Here is a 24,277-nt window from a genome sequence, read left to right as displayed (position 1 = left end):
ATCCATCGTCCGTCTGAATTAAACTTCATTCCATGCTTTGCGGACATATTCCAATCCAAATTTGGCTCCCGTACGGCAATCTTCCAATCCTTCGAATTCGATCGAGATGTAGCCGTCATAACCGGATTCTTTCACGATGCGAACGACTTCCGGCATATCGATATCGCCTTGGCCGACAATCGCGCCCCGGAGCCAATTGCCGCTCGAGGTGTTGAACCAGCCGGATCCAGGCACACGCTTGGCCGGGCGATAATAGAAGTCCTTGAAGTGAACCATCGAGGCCAAGCCGATATTGTTGGCTACAGCCACGGTGGATACCTCATCCGCACAGAGGAAATTCCCGATATCCAGGGTTGTTTTGAAGTTTGGATGATTTACGGTTTGGACAAGTGTTTTTACACGGTCGCTCTGCTGTATGAAATATCCGTGGTTCTCCACGCTGGTGGTGATGCCGTGTTCTGCCGCGTAATCGGCAATGATACGGCAAGCATTGGCCAGACGCGGGAGTTCCTCCAGAAAATGAGTAATGGACAAGTCCTTGGAAGAAGCAACGTCATGGCGCATCAGCTTAACGCCAAGGGCCGCCGCTATGTCCACTTCGCCTTTAACTCTTTCAATTTCCGCTTCATAGGCAGCGTCATCCAATTCCGCAAAATTGGCGCCGATGGCATAATTGGAAATCTCAAGCCCTTTGGATGCAGCATGGGATTTGATGGTATCGATCAGCTCCGGCGTTTCCTTCAGGTTAAAGCCGAGCGGAACGATCTCGATATGCTCTCCGCCGATCTCTGCAACGTAGTCGATGACATCGGTAATGGTCATCTCGCCTTTGTTCATGGCCTGATACAGGCTGTATGAGCTCACTCCAAGTTTCATAGCAGAACTTCAGCTCCTTTCTCAGCGGATTCATAGATACCGCACAGAATCTTCATGATCTCAACGCCGTCTTCAACCGGGCTGAGCGGTGTCGTGCCGTTCTCGATACAGGAAATGAAGTGATTGACTTCGCTTTGGAAAGCGGCATCGAAGTCGAATCCTTTGTTGTCTGTTTGCGGCTGGATATTGATGATGGTATCGTGTTTCTCGGTTACGATGGAAACCTCAGGATCAATCTCGAATCCGCCCTTGTCTCCATACAACTTAACGGATTGCAGGTTTTCCTTGGAGTGCAGGGTGAAGCTCACGTCCACCAGCAAAGAGGCACCGTTTTCAAAACGGATCATCGCATTTGCCATATCTTCAACCGTATTCTTCTCCGCGTCGTAATCAGCTGCCTTGTAGAAGGACAGGTTGCGAACATTGGAGCGGTTGCCCAGTTTCCGGTATGTATTTGCACTGACGGCAACTGGCTTTGGACGTCCCATCATATACCAGCACAGGTCAATGACATGCACGCCGATATCGATGAGGGGGCCGCCGCCGGAACGTTCGATGTCGGAGAACCAGCCGCCCGGATTACCGAGACGACGGATGGAGGACGCCTTCGCGAAGTAAATATCCCCGAATTCCCCCTTGTCTGCAAACTCACGCAGCATCTGGGCGTTAGGGTCGTAACGTCTTACGAATCCGACCTGAAGCAGCTTGCCCGAGGATTTCACGGCTTCCTGTACTTGAAGCGCTTCCTCAACCGTACGGCAGAGAGGTTTCTCAACCAGAACGTGTTTGCCGGCATTCAGTGCCGCGATGCTGATTTCGGCATGGGTATTGTTCCAGGTACAGATGCTAACCGCATCGATATCGGGATCAGCCAGAAGTTCGTTATAGTCTGTATAGACTTTGGTAGCGCCGTATTTTTCAGCTGCACGCTGTGCTCTTTCTTCATTTAAATCACACACGGCGAGCAAATTCGCGTTCGCATGTTTTTGATAGGATTGCAAATGCATAGCAGAGATCGATCCAGTGCCAATGACGCCAACATTAATAGATTTCATGATTTCACTCCTCTGAATTTACTGCATTACACTTTCGTATTATAATCCTTTTAGAGGAAGACACCATGATAAACCGTGCTGTTTGTTTGTACAATTGTGCTGTCTTACGGGAAGGAGATCAGAGCATTGGACAAAACACTGCGAGAACCGATGACGATGCCGGATCCTCAGTTTCCAATCAAGGTTCATCGTTGCGAGTTTGATGGCCGGGGACAGGTTTTATTTAACCATCATTGGCATGAGCATCTTGAAATTCTGTATTTTGTTTCGGGGGAAGCGACGCTGGAATGCGGATCGTCCACCTTCACCGCCAAGGAAGGCGATATGATCGTCATTAACCGGAATGAACTGCATTACGGGCTCAGCCAGTCGGAACATTTGTTTTATTATGCGTTAATCGCTGATTTCTCGCTGCTGCAGAGCCATTCCCTGGATGCGCCCGAGATGAAATTCATCACACCGATCACCCAGAACCGTCTGATCTTCGAGAACCGAATCAACGGGGATGATGCGCTGGCACCCATGCTATCCATTATCAAGGAGCTGGAACGGCAGGAATTCGGCTATGAGCTGGCCATCAAATCGGAGCTGTACCGGCTGCTTACGCTGCTGCTGCGAGGTTATGTCGCCACGGTTCTCACACAGGACGAATACGTGGAGCGAATGAAAAATGTGGAGCGGTTTGCGCCGATATTCAAATACATTGAAGAGCATTACCGGGACGATCTGTCCGTGGAGCTGTTATCCGGCATGGCCGGTCTCAGCCGTTTTCATTTCAGCCGGTTGTTCAAGGAGATCAGCGGCCGGACCGTGACGGAGTACGTGAATGAAACCAGGCTTAACCGGGCGGATTACCTGCTCCGCGAAAGTCCGCTTACGGTATCAGAAATTGCGGCGGCTACCGGATTCAACGATATTTATTATTTCAGCCGGACCTTCAAGAAATATAAGCGAATGGCTCCATCGGCTTTACGAAAAAAATGACATTAGACCTGCAAAGTTCTAATAACAGGTTCTATGTAGACATAAGCATAAAAGCAACATATAATGAATAATCATATTTATTGCATAAACGGGCAGAGATCATGGAGAACCCTTTTGCTTCAATGCGTACTGTATTTCAGTATGCATTCAGCAGATGCGGTTCTTTTTTAGATTTATACGTTTTTCTTAATAGATTCAGGGAGGGGAATGTCAGGTGGGCACAAGCTTATCCGCTAGGATGCGGACCCAATATTTGCAGGACATGTCGGCTAGCAAGCTGGATGTGCTGGTGATTGGCGGCGGTATCACGGGTGCGGGAATTGCTTGGGACGCCAGCTGCAGGGGGATGGCTGTCGGCTTGGTCGAGATGGGCGATTTGGCTTCGGGAACAAGCAGCAGATCGACGAAGCTGATCCATGCCGGTCTCCGGTATTTGCGGCAGGGAGAGCTTGGCTTGGTACGTGAAGCAGGCTACGAGCGGGCGCTGCTTCACCGGAGCGCTCCGCATCTTGTGGAGCCGATTCCGATGCTAATGCCTATTTATAAGAAAGGCACCTACGGTTATTTGGCCAGAGCCATCGGACTGTATCTGCATGACTGGCTGGCGGGGGTCAAGGGCAGTGAGCGGGGGACCATGTTCCGACGCGAGGGAACCCTAGCGCTGGAGCCGCTCCTTCGTAAGGAGGGGTTACGAGGCTGCGGTTATTATTATGAATATCGCACCGATGATGCACGGCTAACGGTTGAAGTGATGAAGTCTGCACGGGCCAGGGGAGCACTGATCGCGAATTACGCTAAAGTATGCGCATTTATTTATCGCGGGGGAAGAGTGGTAGGCGCTCACGTGGAGGATCAATGGAGCGGGGAAACCTATGAGGTATTCGCCAAAAAAATCGTGAATGCAACCGGTCTATGGGCAGATCAGGTCAGGCAGAAGGACAATTCGCTGAAAGGCAGGTCATTATTATTCACCAAGGGCGTTCACCTGGTGGTGGATCATGCGAAGCTCCCGATACGACAAGCTGCTTATTTTGATGTGCCCGGTGGCCGAATGATATTCGTTATTCCCAGGGAGGGCAAGACCTACATCGGAACAACCGATACCGTATACGAAGGTGCAACGGAGACGCCGGGCGTTACCGCTGAAGATCGGCGGTATCTCCTTGATGCGGTTCGTCATGCTTTCCCGGATGTCCATTTGAAGATAAGCGATATCGAAGCGGGCTGGTCTGGACTTCGTCCTCTCGTGCGCGAGGAAGGGAAGGGGCCCTCGGAGATATCCGGAAAGGACGAAATGGTTGTATCCGATTCCGGATTGATTACCATTGCAGGCGGAAAGCTGACCGGATTTCGGAAAATGGCCGAGAAGGTTGTGAACCTGGCTGCCAGACAGCTTCAAGAGGCAGATGGCACCATCTATCCTCCTTGTACAACAGACCGGGTACCGATAAGCGGCGGAGAGTTGAATGGTCTTACTTATGAGGAATTGCGAGAAATGCTGGTTAAGCAGGGGAAATCGCTTGGCATCCCGTCGGAGCTCATGCTGGGCTTGATGACCCGATACGGCTCTAATACAAAAGAGCTGCTTCATCGGATTCATGCTGCTTCGCAGGCGTCGGAATCGATGGAAATTAGAGTGCTGCGAGCAGAAATCCAGTACTCCATAGAACATGAGATGACAATAACCGCTGTTGATTTTCTGCTAAGAAGAACGGGCTGGGTGCTGTTTGACCGGCCAAGGGCCGAGAGGTTAATCGCTCCCGTAATCGAGATGATGAGGGATTATTTAGAATGGAGTCAAGAGGAAGTTGACAGACAGCTGGAGCTGCTGCAGGATCAATTGCAGTTGGCATGGGGGGCTCCTGCAGGCGACAGGACGGAGCTGTTTCCGTATCCTTTGGGTAGGGAACATGTAGAAATGGTGGACACCCAAGAGAAAGAGGAGGATTCTCCCACCATCTCAGCCATGATTCGATAATTCTGAATTATTATCATCTTGTCAAATGTAAAAGCTGGATGTAGTATAACCATATGAAGTTATAGAGCTGGGCAGAGATGATGAGAAGCCCTTTGCATAACGAACCTTTCATTTGTCATGGATGAAAGCGTTTTTAATGCGAAGTGTTTCTCTTTTTTTTGTATCCGTATGATCGCTTGTCCAAGGACTAAAGGGAATGGTGCTGTCATATGTATACATACGGATGGGGGCTGTGATTGCATAACAGAACTGATCTAACCAGAACATGTCCCATTTACGTCCCATTTACGTTTGCAGGCGGAAGTTACAGATTGAACATGCAGAGGAGAACGACAATGGATCATTTTTCAGGTTATATTTTTGATTTGGATGGTACGATCTATCTGGGGGCCGAGGCGATTGATGGGGCTGTTGAGACCATTCACTATTTGCAGGGGCTGGATAAGAAGCTGTTGTTTTTAACTAACAAAACGATTGATTCCAGAGAAAATTATTTGAAGAAATTAGCGAAGCTTGGCATTGAGGTAGAACTGAAGCATATATTGAACCCTGCACTCGTTACGATCCATTATCTTCAGAAGCATCATCCGGGTGCACAGGTCTACGTGATCGGTGAGGACATATTGAAGAATGAACTGCTGGATAACGGAATTTCATTCGCATCTACGCCGGAGGAAACCGATGTTGTGGTCGTTTCGTGGGATCGGGAGTTTCACTATCGGCATCTGGATTTCGCATATCAGGCAATTAAACACGGCGCCGATGTTATTGCAACCCATCCGGATCGAACATGTCCCATGCCCGGCGGGGATATTCCCGATTGTGGCGGCATGATTGGTGCCATCGAAGGTACAGCGGGCATCCGAATTACGACCGTCATGGGCAAGCCCTCCGTCTTGACGGCATTGACGGCACTTGATATTTTGGGAGTGAAAGCGGAAGCATGCCTGATGTCAGGGGATCGGCTGGATACGGATATTCGGATGGGAAACGAGGCGGGAATGAGTACGGCATTGGTGCTGACTGGCGTGTCGGGCAGGGATGACCTGATCGGCAGCAGCGTTACGCCTACCTACGTCCTGAATTCGGTCCACGATATTTATCTCGCAGGTCATGCCTTGGAGCAGGCAGATGAAGCAAAGTCATGATGGATATAAAAATATGCCGGGGCAACGGGAGAATTGGAGATGCTGCTGCGGCAACGAGGTGAAGACATGAGAACCAGTGTAGAAGGTGCACAGCGAATTTCGTATTGTTTGAAGCGAAGGCCCATTATCACATCATTAATGCATGCCGAAGAACTGCCCGCCGTGCTGGCAACCGAATCGAATATCGTTTTTATTCTCAAGACCGATATCTTTATGATTGAATCGATTGTCGAGCAGATTTCTGAGGCTGGCAAGCTCTCATTTGTTCATTTTGATCTCATTGAAGGAATCGGCAAAGACAAGACGGGAGTCAGGTATTTAGCCGAGAAGGCAGGTATTGACGGAATCGTTACAACAAAAAACACAGCGATCGTGGAAGCAAAAAAATTGGGCTTGTTGACAGTTCAGCGTCTGTTTGTATTTGACTCCGTCTCACTGGATAACGGAATCAAGATGATTAAGGCCTCCAATCCGGACGCAATCGAAGTTCTGCCGGGCATGGTATGTCAGCGTATTATGGACCGTATTCGTGCCGAGGTGGACGTGCCTGTCATCGCGGGAGGACTCATGATCGATTTGGAGGATTTTGATACAGCTCTGAAGAGCGGTGTAATCGGCATATCCACCTCCAGCAAAGAGTTATGGCGCTGGCAGGATGAACATATGGCATAACGAAGAGCCGCCTTAAATGACAAGGATGGGTGGAGATTAGGAATGGATGTGTTTCAACTGGATACAGGGACCATGCTGATGCGGCTGTTATTTGCTGCGCTGCTTGGCGGTTTAATCGGTTGGGAGCGCGAACGCAGAAACAAGCAGGCCGGTCTAAAAACGCATCTCTTGGTAGCCGTCGGATCAACGCTGATTATGCTGACTTCCATTTACGGGTTTGATTCAGCCCTGATCAATCATCCCAATGCGAGGTTTGATCCTGCCCGGCTGGCCGCACAAGTTGTAAGCGGTATCGGTTTTCTTGGAGCCGGGGCTATCCTGCGGCGTTCGAATCATATCATTTCAGGTCTCACCACGGCGGCAACCTTATGGGTAGCGGCGGCTATTGGTTTAAGTGTTGGTTCCGGGTTTTATTGGCCAGCGATCATAACAACGGCGATTGTTCTGGTCAGCACGCTGGTGCTGAATAAACTGGAATCGAGGTTTCTCTTTATTAAGAAATCCGGCAGCCTAAAAATCATGATTGAGACCGGGGACCGTCCGGTTCATGTCAGCACCATTACCGATTTGCTGCAAAGGGCGAACATGACCGTTGAGGGCATGATCGTCAACAACGATACATTGGAAGATGATTCAACCAAGGTGACGATGGAATTTCGGGTCTATTCGTTTAACAGCAAGGGAATTAACGGATTGTTCGAGCAGCTGTGGCAGGTTGAGGGAATTAAGCAGGTACGCATGAATTGGCGGGATTAAAGAGGGGCCGGTACCAGTTAGGTCCTTAATAGGATAAAGCAATGAATGATAACAGGGCTGAGCCCGGGTGCAAGATGGACCCGGGCTCAGCTTGTTTTGTGTTCTATTTAAAAACCGATGTGTTAAGGGCTGCGCTGCTTGCGGATTGCATGTGAGGACTATCGAAGGCTGCAATGCTGCGTGCAATGAGAAATTGGGCGGCGTAATAGGTTGTCATGATCCACACGCCGGAGTAGCGAATATCTGAAACAAACATGTTCCAGGACAGGATCGAATCCGAGATGACAAACAGCAGGCTCCCGAGCATCGCCCACCGGTTCCCGGTCATAATGGCCGACCAGAGCATAAGTGAAATGACCGTGATATAAGCGATAACCGGAATAATCAAGCCGTGATCTCCATTGGCCTTAATCGAAGACACCAATTCGCTGCCCATGAATAACGAGTAGATTGCGATTGGAACGATGCTGAGGAAACGGAGGAGCGAGTAGCGCCATTGTGTGAGGAAGCCGGCCGCATAGAACAGATGTCCAATCAGAAAGGCGGTGAGACCGACCACGAACCAGATCAGTGTTCCATCACCAATCATACAGAAGAACAGCCCTATCACCAGAAGATAATGAACCTTTGATTTATATGGCGGGAATTGCCAATAAGCAAAGAGTATGATGAGCCACATCGGAATCAGCTTGAACAGCAGTTTGACCGCTAATGGCTCAGATGGAATCAAGAAAATGTAAATGACGCTCATGATCAGGATGACCAATGGCAACCCGTAACGCTTCAAAATAGTATCCTCCCTGTGAATATAGTCTTCATGCATAGACAATTCTTCGCTCCGTATCTGAATTCCTCTTTGCTCTCCGCATGAAATAGGAATGTAAAGCAAATAATGGAGATAACTTGAGTTTTGAAGGATGAGGATACCAACATGATAGGCTACCGATCTCGTAACCGCCGTAAAGCTCCAAAGAAGGATTCAGAGGAACTGGAGCTATCCTCGAAGACGAGGCCATCCGTAATTTCGGGCAATATGGAAGAACAACTGGCTCGTATACGAACTGAATCCGGAGACAGCCCGGATATCGTTATCCGCCGTTTGAAACTGGGCGGTCAGCCTGAGGATAATTGCGCCATCGTTTATCTGAACGGGCTTAGCGATCCCCAAATGGTCAACCATTTTGTGATGGAATCCCTGCTGCATGTAAATCCTGACCTATTGAATAAAGAAGACCCTGAAGCCATGCTGAAGCGGATCATGGAGGATGGGCTCGCGATGGGTGAATCCAGGACCATGACCGAGTGGAATGATATTATGCTTGCCATACTGTCTGGCGATACCGCCATCCTGATCGAAGGGTCGGAAAAAGCCATCGTAGCTGGTACGCAGGGTGGCGAGTGGCGGTCTGTGACGGAGCCGACTTCACAGCTTGTTGTCCGGGGCCCGAAAGACAGCTTTGTAGAGTCCATTGCCACGAATATATCCTTGATCCGGCGGCGGATGAAATCTCCTGATCTGTGGCTGGAGACGATGAAGATCGGGTCGGTAACCCATACGCATGTGGCGATTATGTACGTTAAGGGGAAGGCAGATCCTGAGATTGTGAAAGAAATCAAAGAACGGATACACGGAATCAAAATTGAAGGGATTCTGGAGTCCGCATACATTGAAGAATTTATTCAGGACAAAACGGTGACGCCGTTTCCGACGATCTATAATACGGAGCGTCCCGATGACGCAGCTGGCAAATTGCTGGAGGGACGCATTATCGTTTTGGTTGACGGAACGCCATTTGTCCTGGTGCTCCCAACGGTATTCGTTCATTTCTTTCAGTCGCCGGAAGACTATGCACAGCGATTTGATATTGCCATTGTGATGCGGATTGTCCGCTATCTTTGCTTCATTATTTTGATCTTGGGCCCGTCGGTGTACATTGCACTCACTACGTTTCACTATGAGATGGTACCAACCTTATTGCTGATTAGTTTGGTGGCTCAGCGGGAAGGTGTGCCTTTCCCTGCCTTTGTTGAAGCAATGCTCATGGAGATTGTTTTTGAAATACTGCGGGAAGCCGGCGTGAGGATGCCGAGAGCCATCGGGCAAACCGTTTCGGTTGTGGGTGCTTTGATCCTGGGACAGGCAGTGGTAGAGGCTGGACTGATTACGCCTGCGATGGTCATCGTTGTCGCCCTGACCGGTATCGCAAGCTTTGCGATACCGGCGTACAACTTGTCCATTGCAGGCCGATTGATCCGGTTTGGATTTATGGTGCTCTCAGGCATGTTTGGCTTTTATGGGCTCACCTTGGGATTAATCGTGCTTGTTGCGCATATGAACAGTCTCCGTTCCTTCGGTGAACCTTACCTGGCGCCCATAAGCCCGTTTCGGTACAAGAGCCAGAAGGATGCCGTCCTGCGGATGCCCTTTAAAACGCTTCAGTCTGCTACTCTCACCGCTTCGGCTTCCGGATCCGGCAAGCAGGGAAACCGTTCATCGACACAGCAAGGCATCGGGGCCGGTTCGGGCACTGCAGAACAGAACAACGGCAGCGAGAGAGGGGGCGGGGGCAGCAATCAGCATGCCGTCGCTCCCAGTGCCGAGGGGAATCGTAACTCAGGTTAGGAGCGATCATGAGATATGTTGAAACACAGATGGTTTGCCTTCCTTGTGCTTGGCTGCTGCCTTGCCATGATGACCGGCTGCTGGGATGCGGTGGAGTTAAACCGGCGGGCGATCGTATCCGGGATCGGTATCGATTGGATGGAGAGCAAGAGTCAGTACTTGATCTCTTTTCAAACAGTGGTTGCCGATGAGATCTCCGGAAAAGCAGGAAGAGGGGCCACACCGACATCAGTCTACCAAGCATCCGGTAAAACCGTTATTGAAGCGATGCGCAATACATCCCGAAAAGTACCGCGAATTATATCGCTGGCGCATACGGGCTTAATTGTCATATCCGATGATGTCGCGAGGAACGGCATCGTCGATTTATTTGATTATCTGGATCGGGATTCCGATATCAGGTTGACAGCTGAAATTCTGGTTGCCGGGAAGGGGCAGCGGGCCGAGGAGGTTGTCGCTGTATTGACTCCTATCGGGAAGATTACAGCCTTCGCATTGGCACAGAAGATCGATTTGACCTCCAGACAGTTAAGCGAGAACTTTCGGGTTGAAGTGGATGATGTTATCCGGGGGATGCTTACGCCTGGAGGTGGACCGATTATTAATGGTGTTATTATCGAAGGGAGCAAAGAGGGGGCAGCTAAGAAATCGAATTTGGAGAGTGCGAAGAGCGACGGGTTAGCCGTCATCTCCAATCTGGCTGTTTTCAAAGGCGGAAAACTCAAGGGCTGGATGACGAAGGAAGAGAGCCGCGGGACCGTGTGGATCAGGGATAAAATGCAAAAAACGCCATTGCATATCAAACTTGAAAATGGACAAGGTGAAGTCGCTTTCGATGTCATGCGCTCCAAGACCCGAATTGAAGCCGAATTTCAGGATCCGCTGCAGCCAATCATTCGAATTTTTGTTGAGCCGAACCTCTCGATCCGGGAAGTGAACAGCAGTATTGATCTGAGGGACCCTCATACGATGAAGATTCTTGAAGAGGCTGTCAACAAAGAGGTTGTGCGAATTTTGAAAAAAGCAGTAGAAAAAAGCAAGAAATTGGATAGTGACATTTTGGGATTCAGTCACGTAATCGAACGGACCAAACCGGCGGTCTGGCGGGAATTGAAAGACCGCTGGGATGTGATTTATCCGCGAATTCAGGTTGAATACCAAGTGAACTCGGTCGTGCGAAATTCACAGATGAGAGATCGTTCCTTTAAACACGACATCCACATCGAGTAACGAAAAGGAGGAGCCGTATGGAGAAGGTGAGAATTAGTCCGCTCCAATTCTTCTCACTGTTGGTCCTGTTTCAATTTGGAACCACGCTTGTCGTGAATCTTGGATTGCAAGCCGGTAAGGATTCATGGATCGCGATGCTGATCGGCATGATCATGGGTCTGCTGCTTTTCTCAATGAACGCTTTTCTCTACTCCCTGTTTCCCGATAAACTTCCGACTGTATATTACCGAATATTGCTTGGGAAATATTTAGGTGGATTTGTCGGATTGTCGTACGGTGTGTTCTACTTGCATACGGCTTCCAGAGATGTTGTTGACGGAGGACTTCTGGTGATGGCATCGGCAGCGCTGAAGGAAACTCCCCTGCTTATCGTAAATCTTATCATGGTGATGACGGTTGCGTATGTGCTGGGCAAAGGGATTGAGGTGCTCGCCCGTACTGCGCTGATCTTCTTAGCCGTCGTATTGATTATCGGAGGGTTTAGCTTGTTGGTCATCCTGTTTGCCGGGATTGTGGACCTGCAGCGTTTGCTGCCTGTGATGGGAGAAGGCACGGGGCCGATCTTGGAATCCGTAGTGGAGAAAAACATTCACTTTCCATTCGCGGAGCTTATTGTTGCTACAGTCTTAATGCCTGCCTTGAATCAGAAGAAAACAGGGATTAAGGCCGGTTATTTGGCGATATTATTTTGCGGCGTCATGCTGGCGCAGACCTCAGCCATTACCATTTCAGTGCTGGGAACGAATATTACCGAGCGTTCGGTATTTCCGCTGCTTACCATGGTCGGCAAGGCCAATATTTCCGAGTTTATCGAGCGAACAGAAATACTCGTGGTGATGGTATTAATCATTGGCGTGTTTTTCAAAATAAGTTTGTATTATTATGCGGCGCTGATGTGCACATCGGAGCTGTTTAAGATTCCGTACAAAAAACTAATCTATCCCTATGCTGTAATCATACTGGGGAATTCGATGGTTCTGTCGCGCTCCTATAGCGAACATCTTATGAAAGGGAGCAAGTATCTGTATACCGTGCTCCCTGTATTCACGATTGTCATTCCTGCTGTCTTGGTTATTCTGGGGATGATCCGCATCCTGGTACGGAGGATGAAATCCAAATCCAGATCCAAATCCGAACCTAATTCCAATTCAAGTCCCGCTTCGTGAGCCACATCCTATTATAAGAGGATTAGGATTGGCTTGCATGTCGGGACTTTTTCTTTTTGAAGAATTGATATACATCCGGAACGAACAATAAGATCAGCAGCAGGATAACAGTCCATTTTTCTACAATGGAGAACAGCGTGAATTTCCAATTGATGATAAAGTTAGTCCATGGGAAACCGAACAGGATGTCGGTGATTACGGTGAAGGCAAGACAGAGTGAGCCCATCAGGAAGGTGATTCCATATTTCTTCATATACATCGTTATGTCCTCGCGCTTCGTAAAGTATATATTACAGGTTCCAGAGCTTGGTTGTTTTAGTATGAGGGGTTTCTCGAATAAACATACCCTGTGGAGGATGAGTAAACGAGGGTATTCTCCAGAATCATTCTTGACCAATGGACGATCTGGCGTCGGGTTGAAATGTTGAAATTATGCGGAATATCCGGTTTCGACATTTTCTTAAAAAATAATGCTTGCTTTTTAACTTCTGGCGTAATATACTCTTAATTACGGTGATCAACACAACACCGGCTTACATAATACGCGGTCGTGGCGGAATTGGCAGACGCGCACGGTTCAGGTCCGTGTGGGCTAACCCCCGTGGAGGTTCGAGTCCTCTCGACCGCATCCAAGAACTTAAGCTGTTTTTCAAGTGAATTTCTACTTGAAGAGCAGCTTTTTTCGTTCCTATTCAGAGAGAAATCGCGTTATACTAAAGATGAGAGTGTGTTCTTCATTTGGGTGAAATTGATGGAGTTGGATATATAGTATAGAGGACCCGTTAACCGTTGTAGCCGATTAATACTTTGAATGTAAGGGGTGTGATCATATGATAAAACCTCGAATTGGGTTTGGCTTTATTTTACTGCTGCTTATCGTTGTGGGCCTGGTTGCAGGCTGCCAGCCATCGGATGGAGGGGATGGGGCCCAAGCTCCGGTGCCGGAGCAATCCCCGAATGCTCCGAACAGAGCTAACCCTGAGGGAGAATCTCCTGCCAATTCGAATCATGCTGCGGGTGAAGCTGATGACGCCGGAGATCATAGTGCCGATGCAGAACAGAATCATACGAATGACCAGAAAGCTTCGGCCTTACAGCCCGATGTGGATTTAGCGGATGTGACGGCAGTCAGGCTGGTTAATCATAAAACGGGATGGATAGGCGGAGAAGGCTGGATTGCATATAGTGATAACGGTGGTACGGAATGGGAGGTTCAAGCTCAGCTGAAGGGAACCGTGCGTCAAATCTTTGCACTGAACGGCAAGCAGGCTTGGGCCGTTATGGAGAATAACGATCTCTACCGCACAACCAATGGCGGGCAGACATGGGACCGGATTGGAAGCACGCCGAATGGGGATTTTCTCCATTTTATATCACCAGAAAGTGGATTCAGTGGTCAGGCCATAACAGAGGATGGAGGCAAGACCTGGAGCGAAAAGGATATACCGGATACAACCTTGGGCGAGGATTATTTTCATGAGTATTCAACGGGCTATGCAGGGGAGCCGATGGATGATAAATCGCTTTGAATTGTGAAAAACCGCCGATGAGGGTTTTCTCAAAATGAGAAAAAGCAGATGGGGAAGCGAATGGTTTCCTTGTCTGCTTTTTTGCTGCACTGCATCTTGGGCAGGGGGTTGTAGAATGTGGAGCTTGGCAATTGATTTTTACGTTTACGGAAACTCTTTGAATACAATGCGGGAGCCAGCCCACCGCCCGGCTGTAATTCCGAATAAACCGAAGAAGGCAACCAGAACTATCAGATCGTAAGAGTGCCAGCCGAGCAGAAATCCGATGCCGCTGCCCATCGTAGTTCCGGCCAATAATCCCAATGCCCCGCCAATTTCCTTATGGCGCAACTTCATGCGTGAGTCACCTCCATTCTGGATGCCGCGATTCTCGATGTTACTTGTATTCCCTGATCTCTTCCAAATATGCCTTAACAAAAAATAAGCCCAGCCAAGCCGGATCAAATCCGGCCTGCTGGGCGTTTGGTTCGTCATCTTAAGTATGGTTATTAAAAATCATGATAACTTCATTTAGGAGAATCTTGCTTCAATGCGCAATCTGCGAACAGAACAGATTTAGGGATACGGAAGAACTGTTCCGCTTTTTCCTGAAATGCCGCGGATGGTACGGTGCCTTGATGCAGCCATTTGCGGAACGTGCCGGGATGGACGCCGATCCAGCGGCTGACATCGCTTACCGACAAATCATGAACCATGCACAGGCCTGTCAGAATTCGATTGCTGACCGGAGAACGTGTCAGGGTGCGTTTCATGAAGCGGGAAGGTGCAGGCTGACAGATCAATGGTGATTTCTCCAGCAGTTCTTCTCTGAAGAGGATATGACGGGGATAACCCAAGTAGCTGCAGGCTTTCTCCAGGTTGTTTTTTCCGGGAACGCGTCCCTCATACACCCAGGCACTGACACTACGGGAGGATACTCCCAGTTCTTCGGCCAATTGTGACAGCTTGATGTCGTTGGCCATAAGTATGGCTAGCAGGACGCGGTTACGAATTTGGCAGCGGGTCGGCCGGCGAAAGCGCTTGACTCGCACACCTTTCCCCAAATATTTACGATTGATCAGGGACCACGCCTCTATGGAGTGTTTTTCTTGCTGCAGTTGTGTAGGCATAATTCCTCCGATTTTTTTAACACAATACTACAATATTCGACACTCACTTTTCAATAGCCAATCGTTAAACATTTGTTTCCATTTCGTTGTTACGTGATTTGTAAGGGCAGTGTAATAGTCTGAAAGTCCTGGTTTAACAATTTGTTTACAGATGTTATTGTTCGTCTTTTAGTCATTATATTATTTTATATCAGAATTTATTATTTGTTTATGCTTAAAACACGAACGATAAATATGATTATGTTTGACATATTCGTAATTAGAGTTTATATTAACTGTGGTTGTTGAAGTTGAATGATGCTTATTCGTATATCCCTGATAATAAGGTTCAGGGGTTTCTACAAGGGACCTTAAATTCCTGACTACGAGTAGGATGCGCAAGCATACCTATTCGTAGCAGGATTTTTTTGTGCCTGGAGTCGGTGTGCAAGAGTACAGTCAAACACACAGGGGGATATGATGAGCAAATATGATGTTATCGTGGTTGGCGCCGGACCGGCGGGAATATTCGCGTGTTATGAACTGACATTGAAATCACCGGGCAGCAAGGTGCTGCTGGTGGACAAGGGGCATGATATTTATCGGAGAAGCTGCCCGATTCTGGAGGAGAAAATCAAGCTCTGTCCGCCAGCCATAGGGCGCAAAGAATTTGCCGGATGTCTGCCGGCTTGCTCGATTACGGCTGGTTTTGGCGGAGCTGGGGCATACAGTGACGGCAAATTCAACATAACGACAGAGTTTGGCGGCTGGATGACTGATTATTTGCCTGGCTCCAAGGTAATGGAGCTTATTCAATACGTGGATGCCATTAATCTGGAGCATGGAGCGACACCGGCGATTACGGATCCAACCACGAATGCGATTCGGGATATTGAGCAGCGAGGATATGCGGCCGGACTTAAGCTGCTTCGCGCTCAGGTAAGACATCTTGGAACCGAACAAAATTTGGAGATTCTGAAATCGATCTACGAATATTTGAAGACCAGGGTCGATATGGCCTTCCGGGCAGAGGTAGAGGATCTGGTTACCGTCAAAGAAGACGGAACGTACCGCGTTACCGGCATTGCAATGAAGGGCGGAGAGGTTCATGAGGCGAATTTGGTTATGGTTGCCCCGGGACGAGACGGCTCTGCCTGGTTGACCAGCATATTAAAAAAACGCAGATTGAAAATGCATAACAACCAAGTGGATGTGGGCGTGCGTGTTGAAACCTCCGACGTGGTCATGAGAGAAATTAACGAGCACTTGTATGAAGGCAAATTCATCTTTAATACCTCGGTTGGAACCCGCGTGAGAACGTTCTGCAGCAACCCTTCGGGTCATGTTGTCGTTGAGAACCACAGCGGTGTGATGGCAGCCAACGGCCATTCCTATAAGGATCCGGCATTAGGCTCGGCCAATACGAACTTTGCGCTGCTGGTGTCCCATAAGTTCACGGAGCCGTTTGACAAGCCTAACGAATACGCGCGGGAAATCTGCAAGCGGGCTAACGATTTATCCAGCGGCGGTGTTATTGTACAGAAATACGGAGACGTGCTGCGCGGTCGAAGATCAACCGAAGGCAGAATCCGCGAAGGTTTTCTGGAGCCGACTCTTAAGGAAGCAGTCCCCGGAGATCTGGGCTTGGTTCTGCCCTACAACACGATGAAGAGCCTGATTGAGATGGTTGAAGCGCTGGATAAAGTCACGCCGGGCATTGCATCCGAGCACACACTGTTCTACGGGGTAGAGGCGAAGTTCTACTCCGCTCGGCCGAAGCTGACGGAGTCCTTCGAGACGGAGATCAAGGGTCTATTCTGTGGTGGCGATGGAGCCGGAATTACGAGGGGACTTGCTCAAGCCGGGGCGGCGGGCATATGGATTGCCCAGAACATGCTGAGCCGTCTAAGTTCATGATATCAATGACAATTATCAAGAACAGGAAGTTCTATCAGGAGCGCGTTCCGGCAGCAGCACTACGATGCTCCTGTTTTGTTTTCTCGGGCTCCGTATCGGGACGGTTTACCGGCCTGCATGTAGGTGAGAGCGATTTCTTTTTTTGGTCGAACGGGTTATGATAGATACGGGAGAAATACATAAACGCGAGAGATGGAGGAACGGGCGATGATTAAACATATTGTGTTTTTTAAATTGAAGGAGCCGACGGCTGAGAATATTGAGAAAACAGTTCAGGTGCTGCGCGACATGGATGGGAAGATCCCGATGCTCAGATCCATAGAAGCGGGGGCTGATGTTATTCGTTCCGAGCGCTCTTATGATTTGGCTTTGATAGTTGAAGTGGATAACCTTGAAGATCTGCAGGCTTATGCCGTTCATCCTGTTCATCAGGAAGTCATCCGTTACATTAATACGGTGAAAGATCATACGCTTAGCGTCGATTTTGAAGTGTAGGCGGTTTACAATAGACATACAACAACAGGCTGGAGGAGATTTGCCGTGTATTATGTGAATCAAGAGCAAATTGAACGGCGGCTGAAAGCGATCCCTGAAATAGCTGAAGGATTGCGGACTGCGGCGCAATCATGGGATGGGGGCCTGGTGCTTGGCTTGGTACAGGAGCGCGGGCTTCATCTGGCGATTGAGGTCGTTACGGATGTCGGAAGTTATCTGATTGATGGGTTTATTATGCGGGATGCCAGCAGTTATGAGGATATTATGGACATCAACCATGAGGAAAAGGTGTTCCCTCATGAGGTTCATACCGTGCTGCTGGAGCTGGTCAGACTGCGTAAACCGCTCGTTCAGGACTACTATGAATGGGACAGGCATACACTTCATCCTTTAACTGCCGCTCTGCCTGATGTGCTGGAGCAGTTTGCTGAGAACGTACGCCATTATCTGAAAAATGAAATGTATTAACTGCTTGCTGTATCTCTTTAGAAGCAGTTCCCATGTTAGTTAATATAGGCTCGACTCTATAACTATTCGCAGCAGACCGCCAAGAATCCCTTGAGCGGTCTGTTTCTATGTGGGGATCCATCCATAAACACACGTTGTCCGAAGCCCTGCCGATTCCGGTTTTGTTCCTTGCCGGAAATAAAAAAACTTGTGATGTTGTGTCAATACAAGCCCATCCTGCTTATAATGCATCAAGCGACTAGGCATTCGCCCGGTCGGACGAAAGGAGGAGTTCCCTATGACAGAGTGGAGTGCGCTGGTGGCTGGCGTCGGCATCGTTCTGATTGCGGTAGCAGCGATCATCGTGATGCTGTCGATGAAGAAACTGCTGAACCGGACCGAGGCCATGCTGAGCAGGCTTGAGGAAGACAGTACTCAATTAGCAAAGGAGGCCTCGCAGGTGCTCCGGCAAACGTCTGTCTCTTTAGAGATGATTCAGCGTCAGCTGGCAGCTGGCGAGGCTTTTGCCGCTTCCATGACTGATGCTGCATCGGCGGTAGCCAAGACGGCAGATGCCGTTCACGCCGTAGGGAAAAAAGCCTCTATCACCGCCATCGAGCATTTGGAACGTGCACGCCTCGATAATGAACGTCAAATCGGGGAGATGTTCCGATGGGTGGATGCCGGAATGACACTCTGGCATTCATGGAGCAGGTACACCTCCAAGTCCGGCGAAGGGCAGGCCAAATAGAAGGAGAGATGGGATATGAAAGAGAAGGGCAAAGGACTCCTCTGGGGAGTATTAATCGGCAGTGTTGCAGGTTCCGTTACAGCGCTTCTTCTGGCTCCGAAATCCGGCAAAGAGCTTCGAGGGGATATTGCTGACGGCGCCCGGGGTATCGGCAGCAAGGTTCAGGAGGTAGCGGAGAAGGTAGGAGAGCAAGGCGTTAATCTGATTGGGATCATGACCGATCGGGCAGAGAACGTAATCTCCGACATTCAGTCATGGCGTAACCGGCAAGAGAGCTGGCTGGCTGAAGAAGAAGTTGCGCAGGTCTCTTCATTTGATGACGAGGATTTTGAAGAAGAGCCGTTTGCGTCCTATACTTCGGATGTGAAGGTCAACGATTAACAAGAGTTTAGCATTCGGTATCTAGCCATCATTCATGAGGATAAGCAATATGCCAAAATACATGAAAGCCGGTGTCTCATTTGAGACCCCGGCTTTGCTGTGAATTGGAGATGAGAGATGATATTACTGCCCCTTGTTCCTGTAATGAAAATACGGCGAACGGATTTCGTTATTATAGGATTTATGAAAAATATGCGTTGTCGCTGGTGAGACTGGAGGGATCAACCAGCTCCAATCCCCGGTAAGCTCACGCTTCGCCTGCTCTTCCCGTCGTTCAAACAAGCCGAACTGGGTTGCCGCCGTATGGTGATCTACGATGCTGACGCCTGCTTTTTTGAAGGAATAGAGCACGGCATAATTCAGTTCAACCAGTGCGCGATCCCGCCACAAGGTGGATTCGCTGGACGTATCCTGCCCCATAAGCTCGGCAATAAGCGGAAGTTTGTTGTAACGTTCCTTATCTGCCAAATTGCGGGCTCCAATCTCGGTTCCCATATACCAGCCATTAAACGGGGCGGCCGTATACATAATTCCGCCGATCTCCAGCAGCATATCCGATATGATAGGCACCCCGTACCATTTTAACCCCTGGTCGATAAGGTCCGGCAGTTCCGGATGCTCCAAGGAAACCTCCAGTACAGAGGAGTGTGGAATCGACAGCCATTCCGGCGGTTCGTTGCCCTGCTGAACAACGAGCGGCAGGACATCATGATGGGTCAAATCACCTTGCCACCCAAGCTCCATGCATTCCTTCGTGAAGGATATGGAAGCCGGGTCACCTACTGTACCGTCAGGCGTTTCGTAGCCCGCATATCGTATTAATTGATGGTTTTTGATCGTGAGCGGGGGTTCACCTGGACGGGATGGTCGGAAAATCGTAATGGTCGGTACGATCTTTCCGCCATTGGTGGCATTCTCGATATGCCGGATAAGCTCCGAAAAGATGTCAGAAGTCTTGCTCAAGTGTCTGGCATCGGTTACTTTGAGCCGATCCCAGAATAATCTGCCGATGCAGCGGTTGCTGTTTCGCCAGGCCATTTTGGCTCCGTGCGTCAGCTCCTCTGACGTATGCTCATATGTACCTGTGAGCTCGATCTGTGAGCGGATGTCCATGAGCCGGGATTCCGCTTCTTCCTGAGTCCGGTTTAGTTCTGCATAACAGAGCCCGATAAATTGTTCCGCCGACTTCATAAGTTCGGATGGATGTATGTTGTCATTCACGTGATATTCTCCTTTACTATGCGCACTCATTATAGTATAAACTACCCACGTTTGACGAATAGCACAAGAGTCCTACAATTGCATGAACAAAGTAAGAGGAGGGCTCTACAGCGGCGTCCTCATTGAAGACAAAGGTAAATTGGGGTAAGATTTAAGGTACATTTCGATCCGAAATGACATATGGTATCACTGTAAACCATGAATTTGATAAGAAGGAAGCGGTGGGTTCGTGCAGCAAGCAATCGCAATACTAGACTCGGGTGTGGGCGGGCTGACTGTCGCTAAAGAAGTGATGAGACAGCTCCCGAGAGAGAAGATTATTTATTTCGGAGATACAGCCCGCGCACCCTACGGACCCCGTACGCCGGAAGAAGTCCGATTATTTACGGAGCAAATTGTAGATTATTTAATTCAATATGATCCCAAAATGATTGTTATCGCCTGTAATACAGCAACGGCGGCGGCGCTCGATTATATTTCGTCTAAAGTGTCTGTTCCGGTAATCGGTGTTATTCACCCCGGTGCCAGAGCCGCAATCAGTGCAACCAAGACCGGTAATGTCGGCGTGATAGGCACAACGGGTACCATTGGCAGTGGAGCGTATACAGCGGCTCTGAAACAGCTGTCACCTTATGTCGAGGTGCAGAGCCAAGCCTGCCCTAAGCTGGTGCCGCTCGTCGAACATGGATTATTTCGCTCTAAGGAATCCTTGCAGGTTGTGCAAGAATCCCTGAGAGGCATCAAGGACACGTCCATAGATTGCCTTATCCTGGGCTGCACACATTATCCGTTTCTCAGGAATACCATTCAGACCGTCATGGGTCCGGCTGTCAAGCTGATCAGCTCCGCCGATGAGACAGCACGTGAAGTCAGTACCATTCTGTACGATAAAGGCCAACTCGCAAGCAGTGAGGAAAGCCCGGTGCATCAATTCTTCTGTACAGGAGATCCGGTGATTTTCCAGAGCATCGCTACGGAATGGCTCGGGGATCATATCAAGCGGACGCCGGTTGTTTGGCAAATTACGAAGCTATAATCTATGGTTCATTTCCTTGGGCTTATCAGGAACGATGAAGGTCATCAACATAAGCAGGCCGGACAAGGGATATCACCTTAGCGGTCTGCTTATTCAATTTCACAGCATACATGTTGGACAACCAGCTGCTCATATACATGGAATGGACGCTAATCGAAGCGGCCTTGCCGCGGAAAGGAATCCATTATGCAGCAATATGTCGTACAGAAAGGCGATACGCTTAGACGCGTGGCGGCCAGATACAGTCTGGCGTTTGAACAGCTGATTACGGCGAATCCATGGGCGGCGCAGCAGCCGTACCTCCAGCAGGGACAAATGTTATATCTTCCTACTTCATTGCGTCGACGGTATGTTATTCAGGAACATGATACCTTTGATAGTATTGCCGGAACCTTTCGTTTTCGGAAGGAAGCTCTGGAAGAGCTGAACCCCGGGTTATCGGCGAACCATCTGCCACAGGGAAAAACGATTGTCCTTCCGGCAACAACGCATAAACATTGGATACGATTATCCGGCGAATATGGACCGCGGGATTTGGAGCGGGATATACAAGAGATGCAGCTGCATTATCCTGCAATCGAGTGGAGTATCATCGGCAGGAGTGTTATGGGCAAACCGATTTATGCAGCTAAAATCGGTAGAGGCCCTAAAAACCTTCACATCAATGCCGCTTTGCATGCCAATGAATGGATGACGAGCCCCTGCCTGATGCGGTTTCTGGAGGAATACGCACAAGCCTTGACGGAAGGTTCATCGGTTTATTCTTATGAGCCGGATGAGTGGTACCGAAACTATACATTATGGATTGTGCCGATGGCGAATCCGGACGGCGTAGAGCTTGTACAAGAAGGGGTTACGCCTTCTCATCCATATTACGAGCGTCTTATTGAATGGAATAGCGGGCGTGAGGATTTTCGCCGCTGGAAAGCCAATATTAACGGTGTAGATCTGGGAGACCAATTCCCTGCCCACTGGGATGAGGAAGTGGCGCGTAGGGGGAAGGTCAGGCCTTCGCCGCAGGATTATGCGGGAAGCGCACCGTTATGCGAGGCGGAAGCCATCGTGTTGTATCAGCATACCCTGGACATCTCACCGGATCGTGCGATCTCGCTTCATAGTCAGGGGAAAGAGATCTATTGGAATTATCGGGATTACGAGCCGCCGGAAAGCGAGGGTATGGCCAGAACATTGGGTCAGGCAAGCGGTTATCGTCCGGTTAAGCTGCAGGGCAGTGATGCGGGTTACAAAGATTGGTTTATTCAGCATTTTCGGAAGCCGGGTTTCACCGTGGAGATTGGTTATGGCATTAATCCGCTGCCGCTCGAAGATTTCGAAGATCTGTGTGTAGAGGTGGGATCCGTCCTGGCTGCGTTCATGTCTTTGAGATAGGCTGTTTTGAAACGAAAAAGGCACTGCAACGTATAGCATATACAGAGAAAGACGGCCGCTGCTATAATGGATCATGGCAGTGGTCTCTTTTCGCCTATACCGAATGTAAGGGTCTCGAATACCGTGATGCTAAGGTTTTCTTAGAGATTCGTGAATTGGGTAATGATATATAGACATGCAGTTGAAATGGAGGGAAACACCATGAAGTGGAGAAGATTATGGTCGCTTCGGCGCTGGTCGCACGTATTCCAGCGGATATTCGGTTACTTGACCTCTTCCCAGGTTGCGCTAGGGGACAAGCTGTTATTCCTGATTCCGGTTGCGCTGTACTGGGTGCTGCCGGACTTGATGCCTCTGCTGCCGATTGATGATATCGGATTTACGATGCTGCTGATGAACTGGTTTGTATCCCGTGTCGAGCGCAAATACCCGAGTCTGCCCAGCTAGATAACAAGGTACCTGCAAGCGTGCCCGATAGGCGGAATTCAGGCTCCGGAATAGACAGGGCCCTTGCGAAAAAGTCGGCTGGGGTCTACAATAACATATTGAATGAACCATCCGTGAGGAGATGAATATACGTGAAATGTAAAATTACCCGCAATGCGGCCAAGGTTATAAAGCGAGAGCTGGACAAGGAAGAGAACACGGGCAAGAAACTTCGCGTCGTGGTTACCCACGCGCATGGAGATCATGCCCATTACGGGCTCGACATGGATACACCTAAGGAAACGGATGTCGTTGTCTCCACAGATAAAGAGATCGACGTCATCTTGGAGGCTGGACAACCCTTCCTGGACGGTGTCAAAATCGACTATCTTTATTTCCCTGAGGAAGGTTTTGTGATTACAAATCCGACCCAAGGCAATCACGGCGACCACTAGGTCACTTCAGAATGAAGAAGGTAATATTCCATGGCTAACGATATCCGCGTCTGCGAGAAATGCAGACACACAAGGTTGAAAACAATGATCCCGAAGATTCAGAAATTGGTCCCGGATGCCGATATTAAGATCGGCTGTAAATCCTATTGCGGTCCATGCGGCAAACGCGCGTTTATTTATATTAACGGCCGCTATGTCAGCGCACCAACAGAGGATGAGGTGCTGGCGAAGGCGTTAGCGTTTGTCAAATAATGATCCATATGCATTCAAGTTGAAGTATTCACGGAAATTCCCATCCTGCGGGTATAGTTCCTGACTCAGCCATCCATGCTAAGAGGGCAACAGGAACCAACAACTATTGAAGGGAGTTTCCGTCATGAACAGTCACGATTCCAGTCTTCATTCCAACAGTCCCAGCAACAGTGCGCTTGATTCCGTGGAGAAGCTGCACCGTGCCGTATCTTCGGCATTGTCGCATCCGACGGACCAGTTAATTCAGCAAGCGGAGAATTCGTTGTCCCACACAGAACGCGCGGTCGATCAGGTGATCGAACAAGGGAATCCGAACGCCGTTGAATTGGCGGAAGAGTTGTTAGGTGAGGAGCAGGAGCGTCTGTCCAAGCTTCGTTCAGCTAAAAAGTAGTTATAAATCCT

At 49.2% G+C, this 24,277-nt stretch carries 27 protein-coding genes, 1 tRNA gene and 1 riboswitch; of the genes, 21 read left to right on the top strand and 7 right to left on the bottom strand.

Annotation, left to right across the window (positions count from 1 at the left end):
* Window positions 1-18: 18 nt before the first annotated feature.
* Window positions 19-876, bottom strand: a complete 858-nt coding sequence (locus M2277_RS02885; RefSeq protein ID WP_036641529.1) for a sugar phosphate isomerase/epimerase family protein — start codon at window positions 874-876, stop codon at window positions 19-21.
* On the bottom strand, window positions 873-1,931 hold the full coding sequence (locus tag M2277_RS02880; protein WP_006211761.1) for a Gfo/Idh/MocA family protein: 1,059 nt from the start codon (window positions 1,929-1,931) through the stop codon (window positions 873-875). Before M2277_RS02880 ends, M2277_RS02885 begins: the two co-directional genes overlap by 4 nt.
* A gap of 126 nt (window positions 1,932-2,057) precedes the next feature.
* Here M2277_RS02880 and M2277_RS02875 point away from each other — a divergent pair, with 126 nt between their 5' ends.
* The 5 genes from M2277_RS02875 to M2277_RS02855 all read left to right on the top strand — a co-directional run bounded on the left by M2277_RS02875 (window position 2,058) and on the right by M2277_RS02855 (window position 7,469).
* Window positions 2,058-2,915 (top strand): helix-turn-helix domain-containing protein, encoded by an 858-nt coding sequence (locus tag M2277_RS02875; protein WP_036641530.1) that lies wholly within the window; start codon window positions 2,058-2,060, stop codon window positions 2,913-2,915.
* A 214-nt stretch (window positions 2,916-3,129) separates the two neighbouring features.
* Window positions 3,130-4,893, top strand: coding sequence for a glycerol-3-phosphate dehydrogenase/oxidase (locus M2277_RS02870; protein ID WP_006211759.1), 1,764 nt, complete (start codon window positions 3,130-3,132; stop codon window positions 4,891-4,893).
* A 335-nt stretch (window positions 4,894-5,228) separates the two neighbouring features.
* On the top strand, window positions 5,229-6,041 hold the full coding sequence (locus tag M2277_RS02865; RefSeq protein WP_006211758.1) for an HAD-IIA family hydrolase: 813 nt from the start codon (window positions 5,229-5,231) through the stop codon (window positions 6,039-6,041).
* A 66-nt stretch (window positions 6,042-6,107) separates the two neighbouring features.
* Window positions 6,108-6,713, top strand: coding sequence for a glycerol-3-phosphate responsive antiterminator (locus M2277_RS02860; RefSeq protein WP_036641597.1), 606 nt, complete (start codon window positions 6,108-6,110; stop codon window positions 6,711-6,713).
* Window positions 6,714-6,755: 42 nt separating this feature from the next.
* A complete protein-coding gene (locus tag M2277_RS02855) occupies window positions 6,756-7,469 on the top strand; it encodes an MgtC/SapB family protein (protein ID WP_006211755.1) in 714 nt (237 codons plus the stop codon).
* 103 nt (window positions 7,470-7,572) lie between these two features.
* On the opposite strand, the gene M2277_RS02850 is transcribed toward M2277_RS02855, so the two are convergent.
* Window positions 7,573-8,256: a lysoplasmalogenase gene (locus M2277_RS02850; protein WP_063480241.1), complete on the bottom strand. Its 684-nt coding sequence runs from the start codon at window positions 8,254-8,256 to the stop codon at window positions 7,573-7,575.
* 144 nt (window positions 8,257-8,400) lie between these two features.
* On the opposite strand from M2277_RS02850, the gene M2277_RS02845 reads away from it, so the two are divergent.
* The 3 genes from M2277_RS02845 to M2277_RS02835 are packed head-to-tail and all read left to right on the top strand — an operon-like array spanning window position 8,401 to window position 12,488.
* Window positions 8,401-10,092: a spore germination protein gene (locus M2277_RS02845; RefSeq protein WP_063480528.1), complete on the top strand. Its 1,692-nt coding sequence runs from the start codon at window positions 8,401-8,403 to the stop codon at window positions 10,090-10,092.
* A 15-nt stretch (window positions 10,093-10,107) separates the two neighbouring features.
* A complete protein-coding gene (locus M2277_RS02840; RefSeq protein ID WP_280754083.1) occupies window positions 10,108-11,322 on the top strand; it encodes a Ger(x)C family spore germination protein in 1,215 nt (404 codons plus the stop codon).
* A gap of 17 nt (window positions 11,323-11,339) precedes the next feature.
* Window positions 11,340-12,488, top strand: a complete 1,149-nt coding sequence (locus M2277_RS02835; RefSeq protein ID WP_148246761.1) for a GerAB/ArcD/ProY family transporter — start codon at window positions 11,340-11,342, stop codon at window positions 12,486-12,488.
* 22 nt (window positions 12,489-12,510) lie between these two features.
* On the opposite strand, the gene M2277_RS02830 is transcribed toward M2277_RS02835, so the two are convergent.
* Window positions 12,511-12,747, bottom strand: coding sequence for a YczF family membrane protein (locus M2277_RS02830; RefSeq protein WP_006211749.1), 237 nt, complete (start codon window positions 12,745-12,747; stop codon window positions 12,511-12,513).
* A gap of 285 nt (window positions 12,748-13,032) precedes the next feature.
* On the opposite strand from M2277_RS02830, the gene M2277_RS02825 reads away from it, so the two are divergent.
* Window positions 13,033-13,116, top strand: a tRNA-Leu gene (locus M2277_RS02825).
* Between the two features lie 202 nt (window positions 13,117-13,318).
* Complete coding sequence (locus tag M2277_RS02820; RefSeq protein ID WP_063480237.1) at window positions 13,319-14,017, top strand: WD40/YVTN/BNR-like repeat-containing protein; 699 nt, start codon at window positions 13,319-13,321, stop codon at window positions 14,015-14,017.
* 144 nt (window positions 14,018-14,161) lie between these two features.
* Here the strand turns inward: M2277_RS02820 and M2277_RS02815 are convergent, their stop codons facing one another.
* Both M2277_RS02815 and M2277_RS02810 read right to left on the bottom strand, forming a co-directional pair.
* Window positions 14,162-14,353, bottom strand: coding sequence for a hypothetical protein (locus tag M2277_RS02815; protein ID WP_006211747.1), 192 nt, complete (start codon window positions 14,351-14,353; stop codon window positions 14,162-14,164).
* A 170-nt stretch (window positions 14,354-14,523) separates the two neighbouring features.
* Window positions 14,524-15,126: a helix-turn-helix domain-containing protein gene (locus tag M2277_RS02810; protein WP_036641533.1), complete on the bottom strand. Its 603-nt coding sequence runs from the start codon at window positions 15,124-15,126 to the stop codon at window positions 14,524-14,526.
* A 285-nt stretch (window positions 15,127-15,411) separates the two neighbouring features.
* Window positions 15,412-15,511: riboswitch (purine riboswitch) on the top strand.
* A 74-nt stretch (window positions 15,512-15,585) separates the two neighbouring features.
* On the opposite strand from M2277_RS02810, the gene M2277_RS02805 reads away from it, so the two are divergent.
* The 5 genes from M2277_RS02805 (at window position 15,586) to M2277_RS02785 (ending at window position 19,096) form a co-directional block, all read left to right on the top strand.
* Window positions 15,586-17,022 carry an NAD(P)/FAD-dependent oxidoreductase gene (locus M2277_RS02805; RefSeq protein WP_036641534.1) on the top strand — a complete coding sequence of 479 codons (1,437 nt, stop codon included), beginning with the start codon at window positions 15,586-15,588 and terminating at the stop codon, window positions 17,020-17,022.
* Window positions 17,023-17,229: 207 nt separating this feature from the next.
* Window positions 17,230-17,517, top strand: coding sequence for a Dabb family protein (locus tag M2277_RS02800; RefSeq protein WP_006211743.1), 288 nt, complete (start codon window positions 17,230-17,232; stop codon window positions 17,515-17,517).
* Between the two features lie 45 nt (window positions 17,518-17,562).
* Window positions 17,563-17,985 (top strand): DUF86 domain-containing protein, encoded by a 423-nt coding sequence (locus tag M2277_RS02795; RefSeq protein WP_036641536.1) that lies wholly within the window; start codon window positions 17,563-17,565, stop codon window positions 17,983-17,985.
* Window positions 17,986-18,262: 277 nt separating this feature from the next.
* Entirely contained in the window at window positions 18,263-18,715 is a 453-nt protein-coding gene (locus tag M2277_RS02790) for a DUF948 domain-containing protein (protein WP_280754082.1), read from the top strand.
* A 15-nt stretch (window positions 18,716-18,730) separates the two neighbouring features.
* Complete coding sequence (locus M2277_RS02785) at window positions 18,731-19,096, top strand: YtxH domain-containing protein (protein ID WP_006211740.1); 366 nt, start codon at window positions 18,731-18,733, stop codon at window positions 19,094-19,096.
* A gap of 123 nt (window positions 19,097-19,219) precedes the next feature.
* Here M2277_RS02785 and M2277_RS02780 read toward each other — a convergent pair whose 3' ends face one another.
* The gene (locus M2277_RS02780) at window positions 19,220-20,347 is read right to left on the bottom strand and encodes a nitric oxide synthase oxygenase (RefSeq protein ID WP_052649307.1); all 1,128 of its coding nucleotides are present in this window, start codon (window positions 20,345-20,347) and stop codon (window positions 19,220-19,222) included.
* 199 nt (window positions 20,348-20,546) lie between these two features.
* On the opposite strand from M2277_RS02780, the gene racE reads away from it, so the two are divergent.
* The 6 genes from racE (at window position 20,547) to M2277_RS02750 (ending at window position 24,266) form a co-directional block, all read left to right on the top strand.
* Entirely contained in the window at window positions 20,547-21,353 is an 807-nt protein-coding gene (gene racE / locus M2277_RS02775; protein WP_006211738.1) for a glutamate racemase, read from the top strand.
* A 186-nt stretch (window positions 21,354-21,539) separates the two neighbouring features.
* On the top strand, window positions 21,540-22,742 hold the full coding sequence (locus tag M2277_RS02770; RefSeq protein WP_152825515.1) for a M14 family metallopeptidase: 1,203 nt from the start codon (window positions 21,540-21,542) through the stop codon (window positions 22,740-22,742).
* A gap of 201 nt (window positions 22,743-22,943) precedes the next feature.
* The gene (locus M2277_RS02765; RefSeq protein WP_006211736.1) at window positions 22,944-23,189 is read left to right on the top strand and encodes a hypothetical protein; all 246 of its coding nucleotides are present in this window, start codon (window positions 22,944-22,946) and stop codon (window positions 23,187-23,189) included.
* A gap of 131 nt (window positions 23,190-23,320) precedes the next feature.
* Window positions 23,321-23,623: a hypothetical protein gene (locus M2277_RS02760; protein ID WP_006211735.1), complete on the top strand. Its 303-nt coding sequence runs from the start codon at window positions 23,321-23,323 to the stop codon at window positions 23,621-23,623.
* Between the two features lie 30 nt (window positions 23,624-23,653).
* Window positions 23,654-23,875, top strand: a complete 222-nt coding sequence (locus tag M2277_RS02755; protein WP_006211734.1) for a YuzB family protein — start codon at window positions 23,654-23,656, stop codon at window positions 23,873-23,875.
* Between the two features lie 124 nt (window positions 23,876-23,999).
* The gene (locus M2277_RS02750; RefSeq protein ID WP_006211733.1) at window positions 24,000-24,266 is read left to right on the top strand and encodes a hypothetical protein; all 267 of its coding nucleotides are present in this window, start codon (window positions 24,000-24,002) and stop codon (window positions 24,264-24,266) included.
* The last annotated feature ends 11 nt before the right edge of the window (window positions 24,267-24,277 follow it).

It is taken from the genome of Paenibacillus sp. LBL, assembly GCF_029893715.1.
Lineage (GTDB): Bacteria > Bacillota > Bacilli > Paenibacillales > Paenibacillaceae > Paenibacillus_AQ > Paenibacillus_AQ glucanolyticus.
The sequence above is the reverse complement of the archived record's forward strand: the minus strand, read 5'-3'. Positions and strand labels throughout refer to the sequence as shown.

What these genes read in the sequence shown, in the direction of transcription:
- M2277_RS02885 (WP_036641529.1), bottom strand. Translation starts at nt 876, where the DNA reads ATGAAACTTGGAGTGAGCTCATACAGCCTGTATCAGGCCATGAACAAA.
- M2277_RS02770 (WP_152825515.1), top strand. Translation starts at nt 21,540, where the DNA reads ATGCAGCAATATGTCGTACAGAAAGGCGATACGCTTAGACGCGTGGCG.
- M2277_RS02855 (WP_006211755.1), top strand. Translation starts at nt 6,756, where the DNA reads ATGGATGTGTTTCAACTGGATACAGGGACCATGCTGATGCGGCTGTTA.
- M2277_RS02830 (WP_006211749.1), bottom strand. Translation starts at nt 12,747, where the DNA reads ATGTATATGAAGAAATATGGAATCACCTTCCTGATGGGCTCACTCTGT.
- M2277_RS02840 (WP_280754083.1), top strand. Translation starts at nt 10,108, where the DNA reads ATGTTGAAACACAGATGGTTTGCCTTCCTTGTGCTTGGCTGCTGCCTT.
- M2277_RS02780 (WP_052649307.1), bottom strand. Translation starts at nt 20,347, where the DNA reads ATGAGTGCGCATAGTAAAGGAGAATATCACGTGAATGACAACATACAT.
- M2277_RS02790 (WP_280754082.1), top strand. Translation starts at nt 18,263, where the DNA reads ATGACAGAGTGGAGTGCGCTGGTGGCTGGCGTCGGCATCGTTCTGATT.
- M2277_RS02820 (WP_063480237.1), top strand. Translation starts at nt 13,319, where the DNA reads ATGATAAAACCTCGAATTGGGTTTGGCTTTATTTTACTGCTGCTTATC.
- M2277_RS02805 (WP_036641534.1), top strand. Translation starts at nt 15,586, where the DNA reads ATGAGCAAATATGATGTTATCGTGGTTGGCGCCGGACCGGCGGGAATA.
- M2277_RS02810 (WP_036641533.1), bottom strand. Translation starts at nt 15,126, where the DNA reads ATGCCTACACAACTGCAGCAAGAAAAACACTCCATAGAGGCGTGGTCC.
- M2277_RS02800 (WP_006211743.1), top strand. Translation starts at nt 17,230, where the DNA reads ATGATTAAACATATTGTGTTTTTTAAATTGAAGGAGCCGACGGCTGAG.
- M2277_RS02785 (WP_006211740.1), top strand. Translation starts at nt 18,731, where the DNA reads ATGAAAGAGAAGGGCAAAGGACTCCTCTGGGGAGTATTAATCGGCAGT.
- M2277_RS02765 (WP_006211736.1), top strand. Translation starts at nt 22,944, where the DNA reads ATGAAGTGGAGAAGATTATGGTCGCTTCGGCGCTGGTCGCACGTATTC.
- M2277_RS02865 (WP_006211758.1), top strand. Translation starts at nt 5,229, where the DNA reads ATGGATCATTTTTCAGGTTATATTTTTGATTTGGATGGTACGATCTAT.
- M2277_RS02755 (WP_006211734.1), top strand. Translation starts at nt 23,654, where the DNA reads ATGGCTAACGATATCCGCGTCTGCGAGAAATGCAGACACACAAGGTTG.
- M2277_RS02860 (WP_036641597.1), top strand. Translation starts at nt 6,108, where the DNA reads ATGAGAACCAGTGTAGAAGGTGCACAGCGAATTTCGTATTGTTTGAAG.
- M2277_RS02845 (WP_063480528.1), top strand. Translation starts at nt 8,401, where the DNA reads ATGATAGGCTACCGATCTCGTAACCGCCGTAAAGCTCCAAAGAAGGAT.
- M2277_RS02880 (WP_006211761.1), bottom strand. Translation starts at nt 1,931, where the DNA reads ATGAAATCTATTAATGTTGGCGTCATTGGCACTGGATCGATCTCTGCT.
- M2277_RS02815 (WP_006211747.1), bottom strand. Translation starts at nt 14,353, where the DNA reads ATGAAGTTGCGCCATAAGGAAATTGGCGGGGCATTGGGATTATTGGCC.
- M2277_RS02750 (WP_006211733.1), top strand. Translation starts at nt 24,000, where the DNA reads ATGAACAGTCACGATTCCAGTCTTCATTCCAACAGTCCCAGCAACAGT.
- M2277_RS02835 (WP_148246761.1), top strand. Translation starts at nt 11,340, where the DNA reads ATGGAGAAGGTGAGAATTAGTCCGCTCCAATTCTTCTCACTGTTGGTC.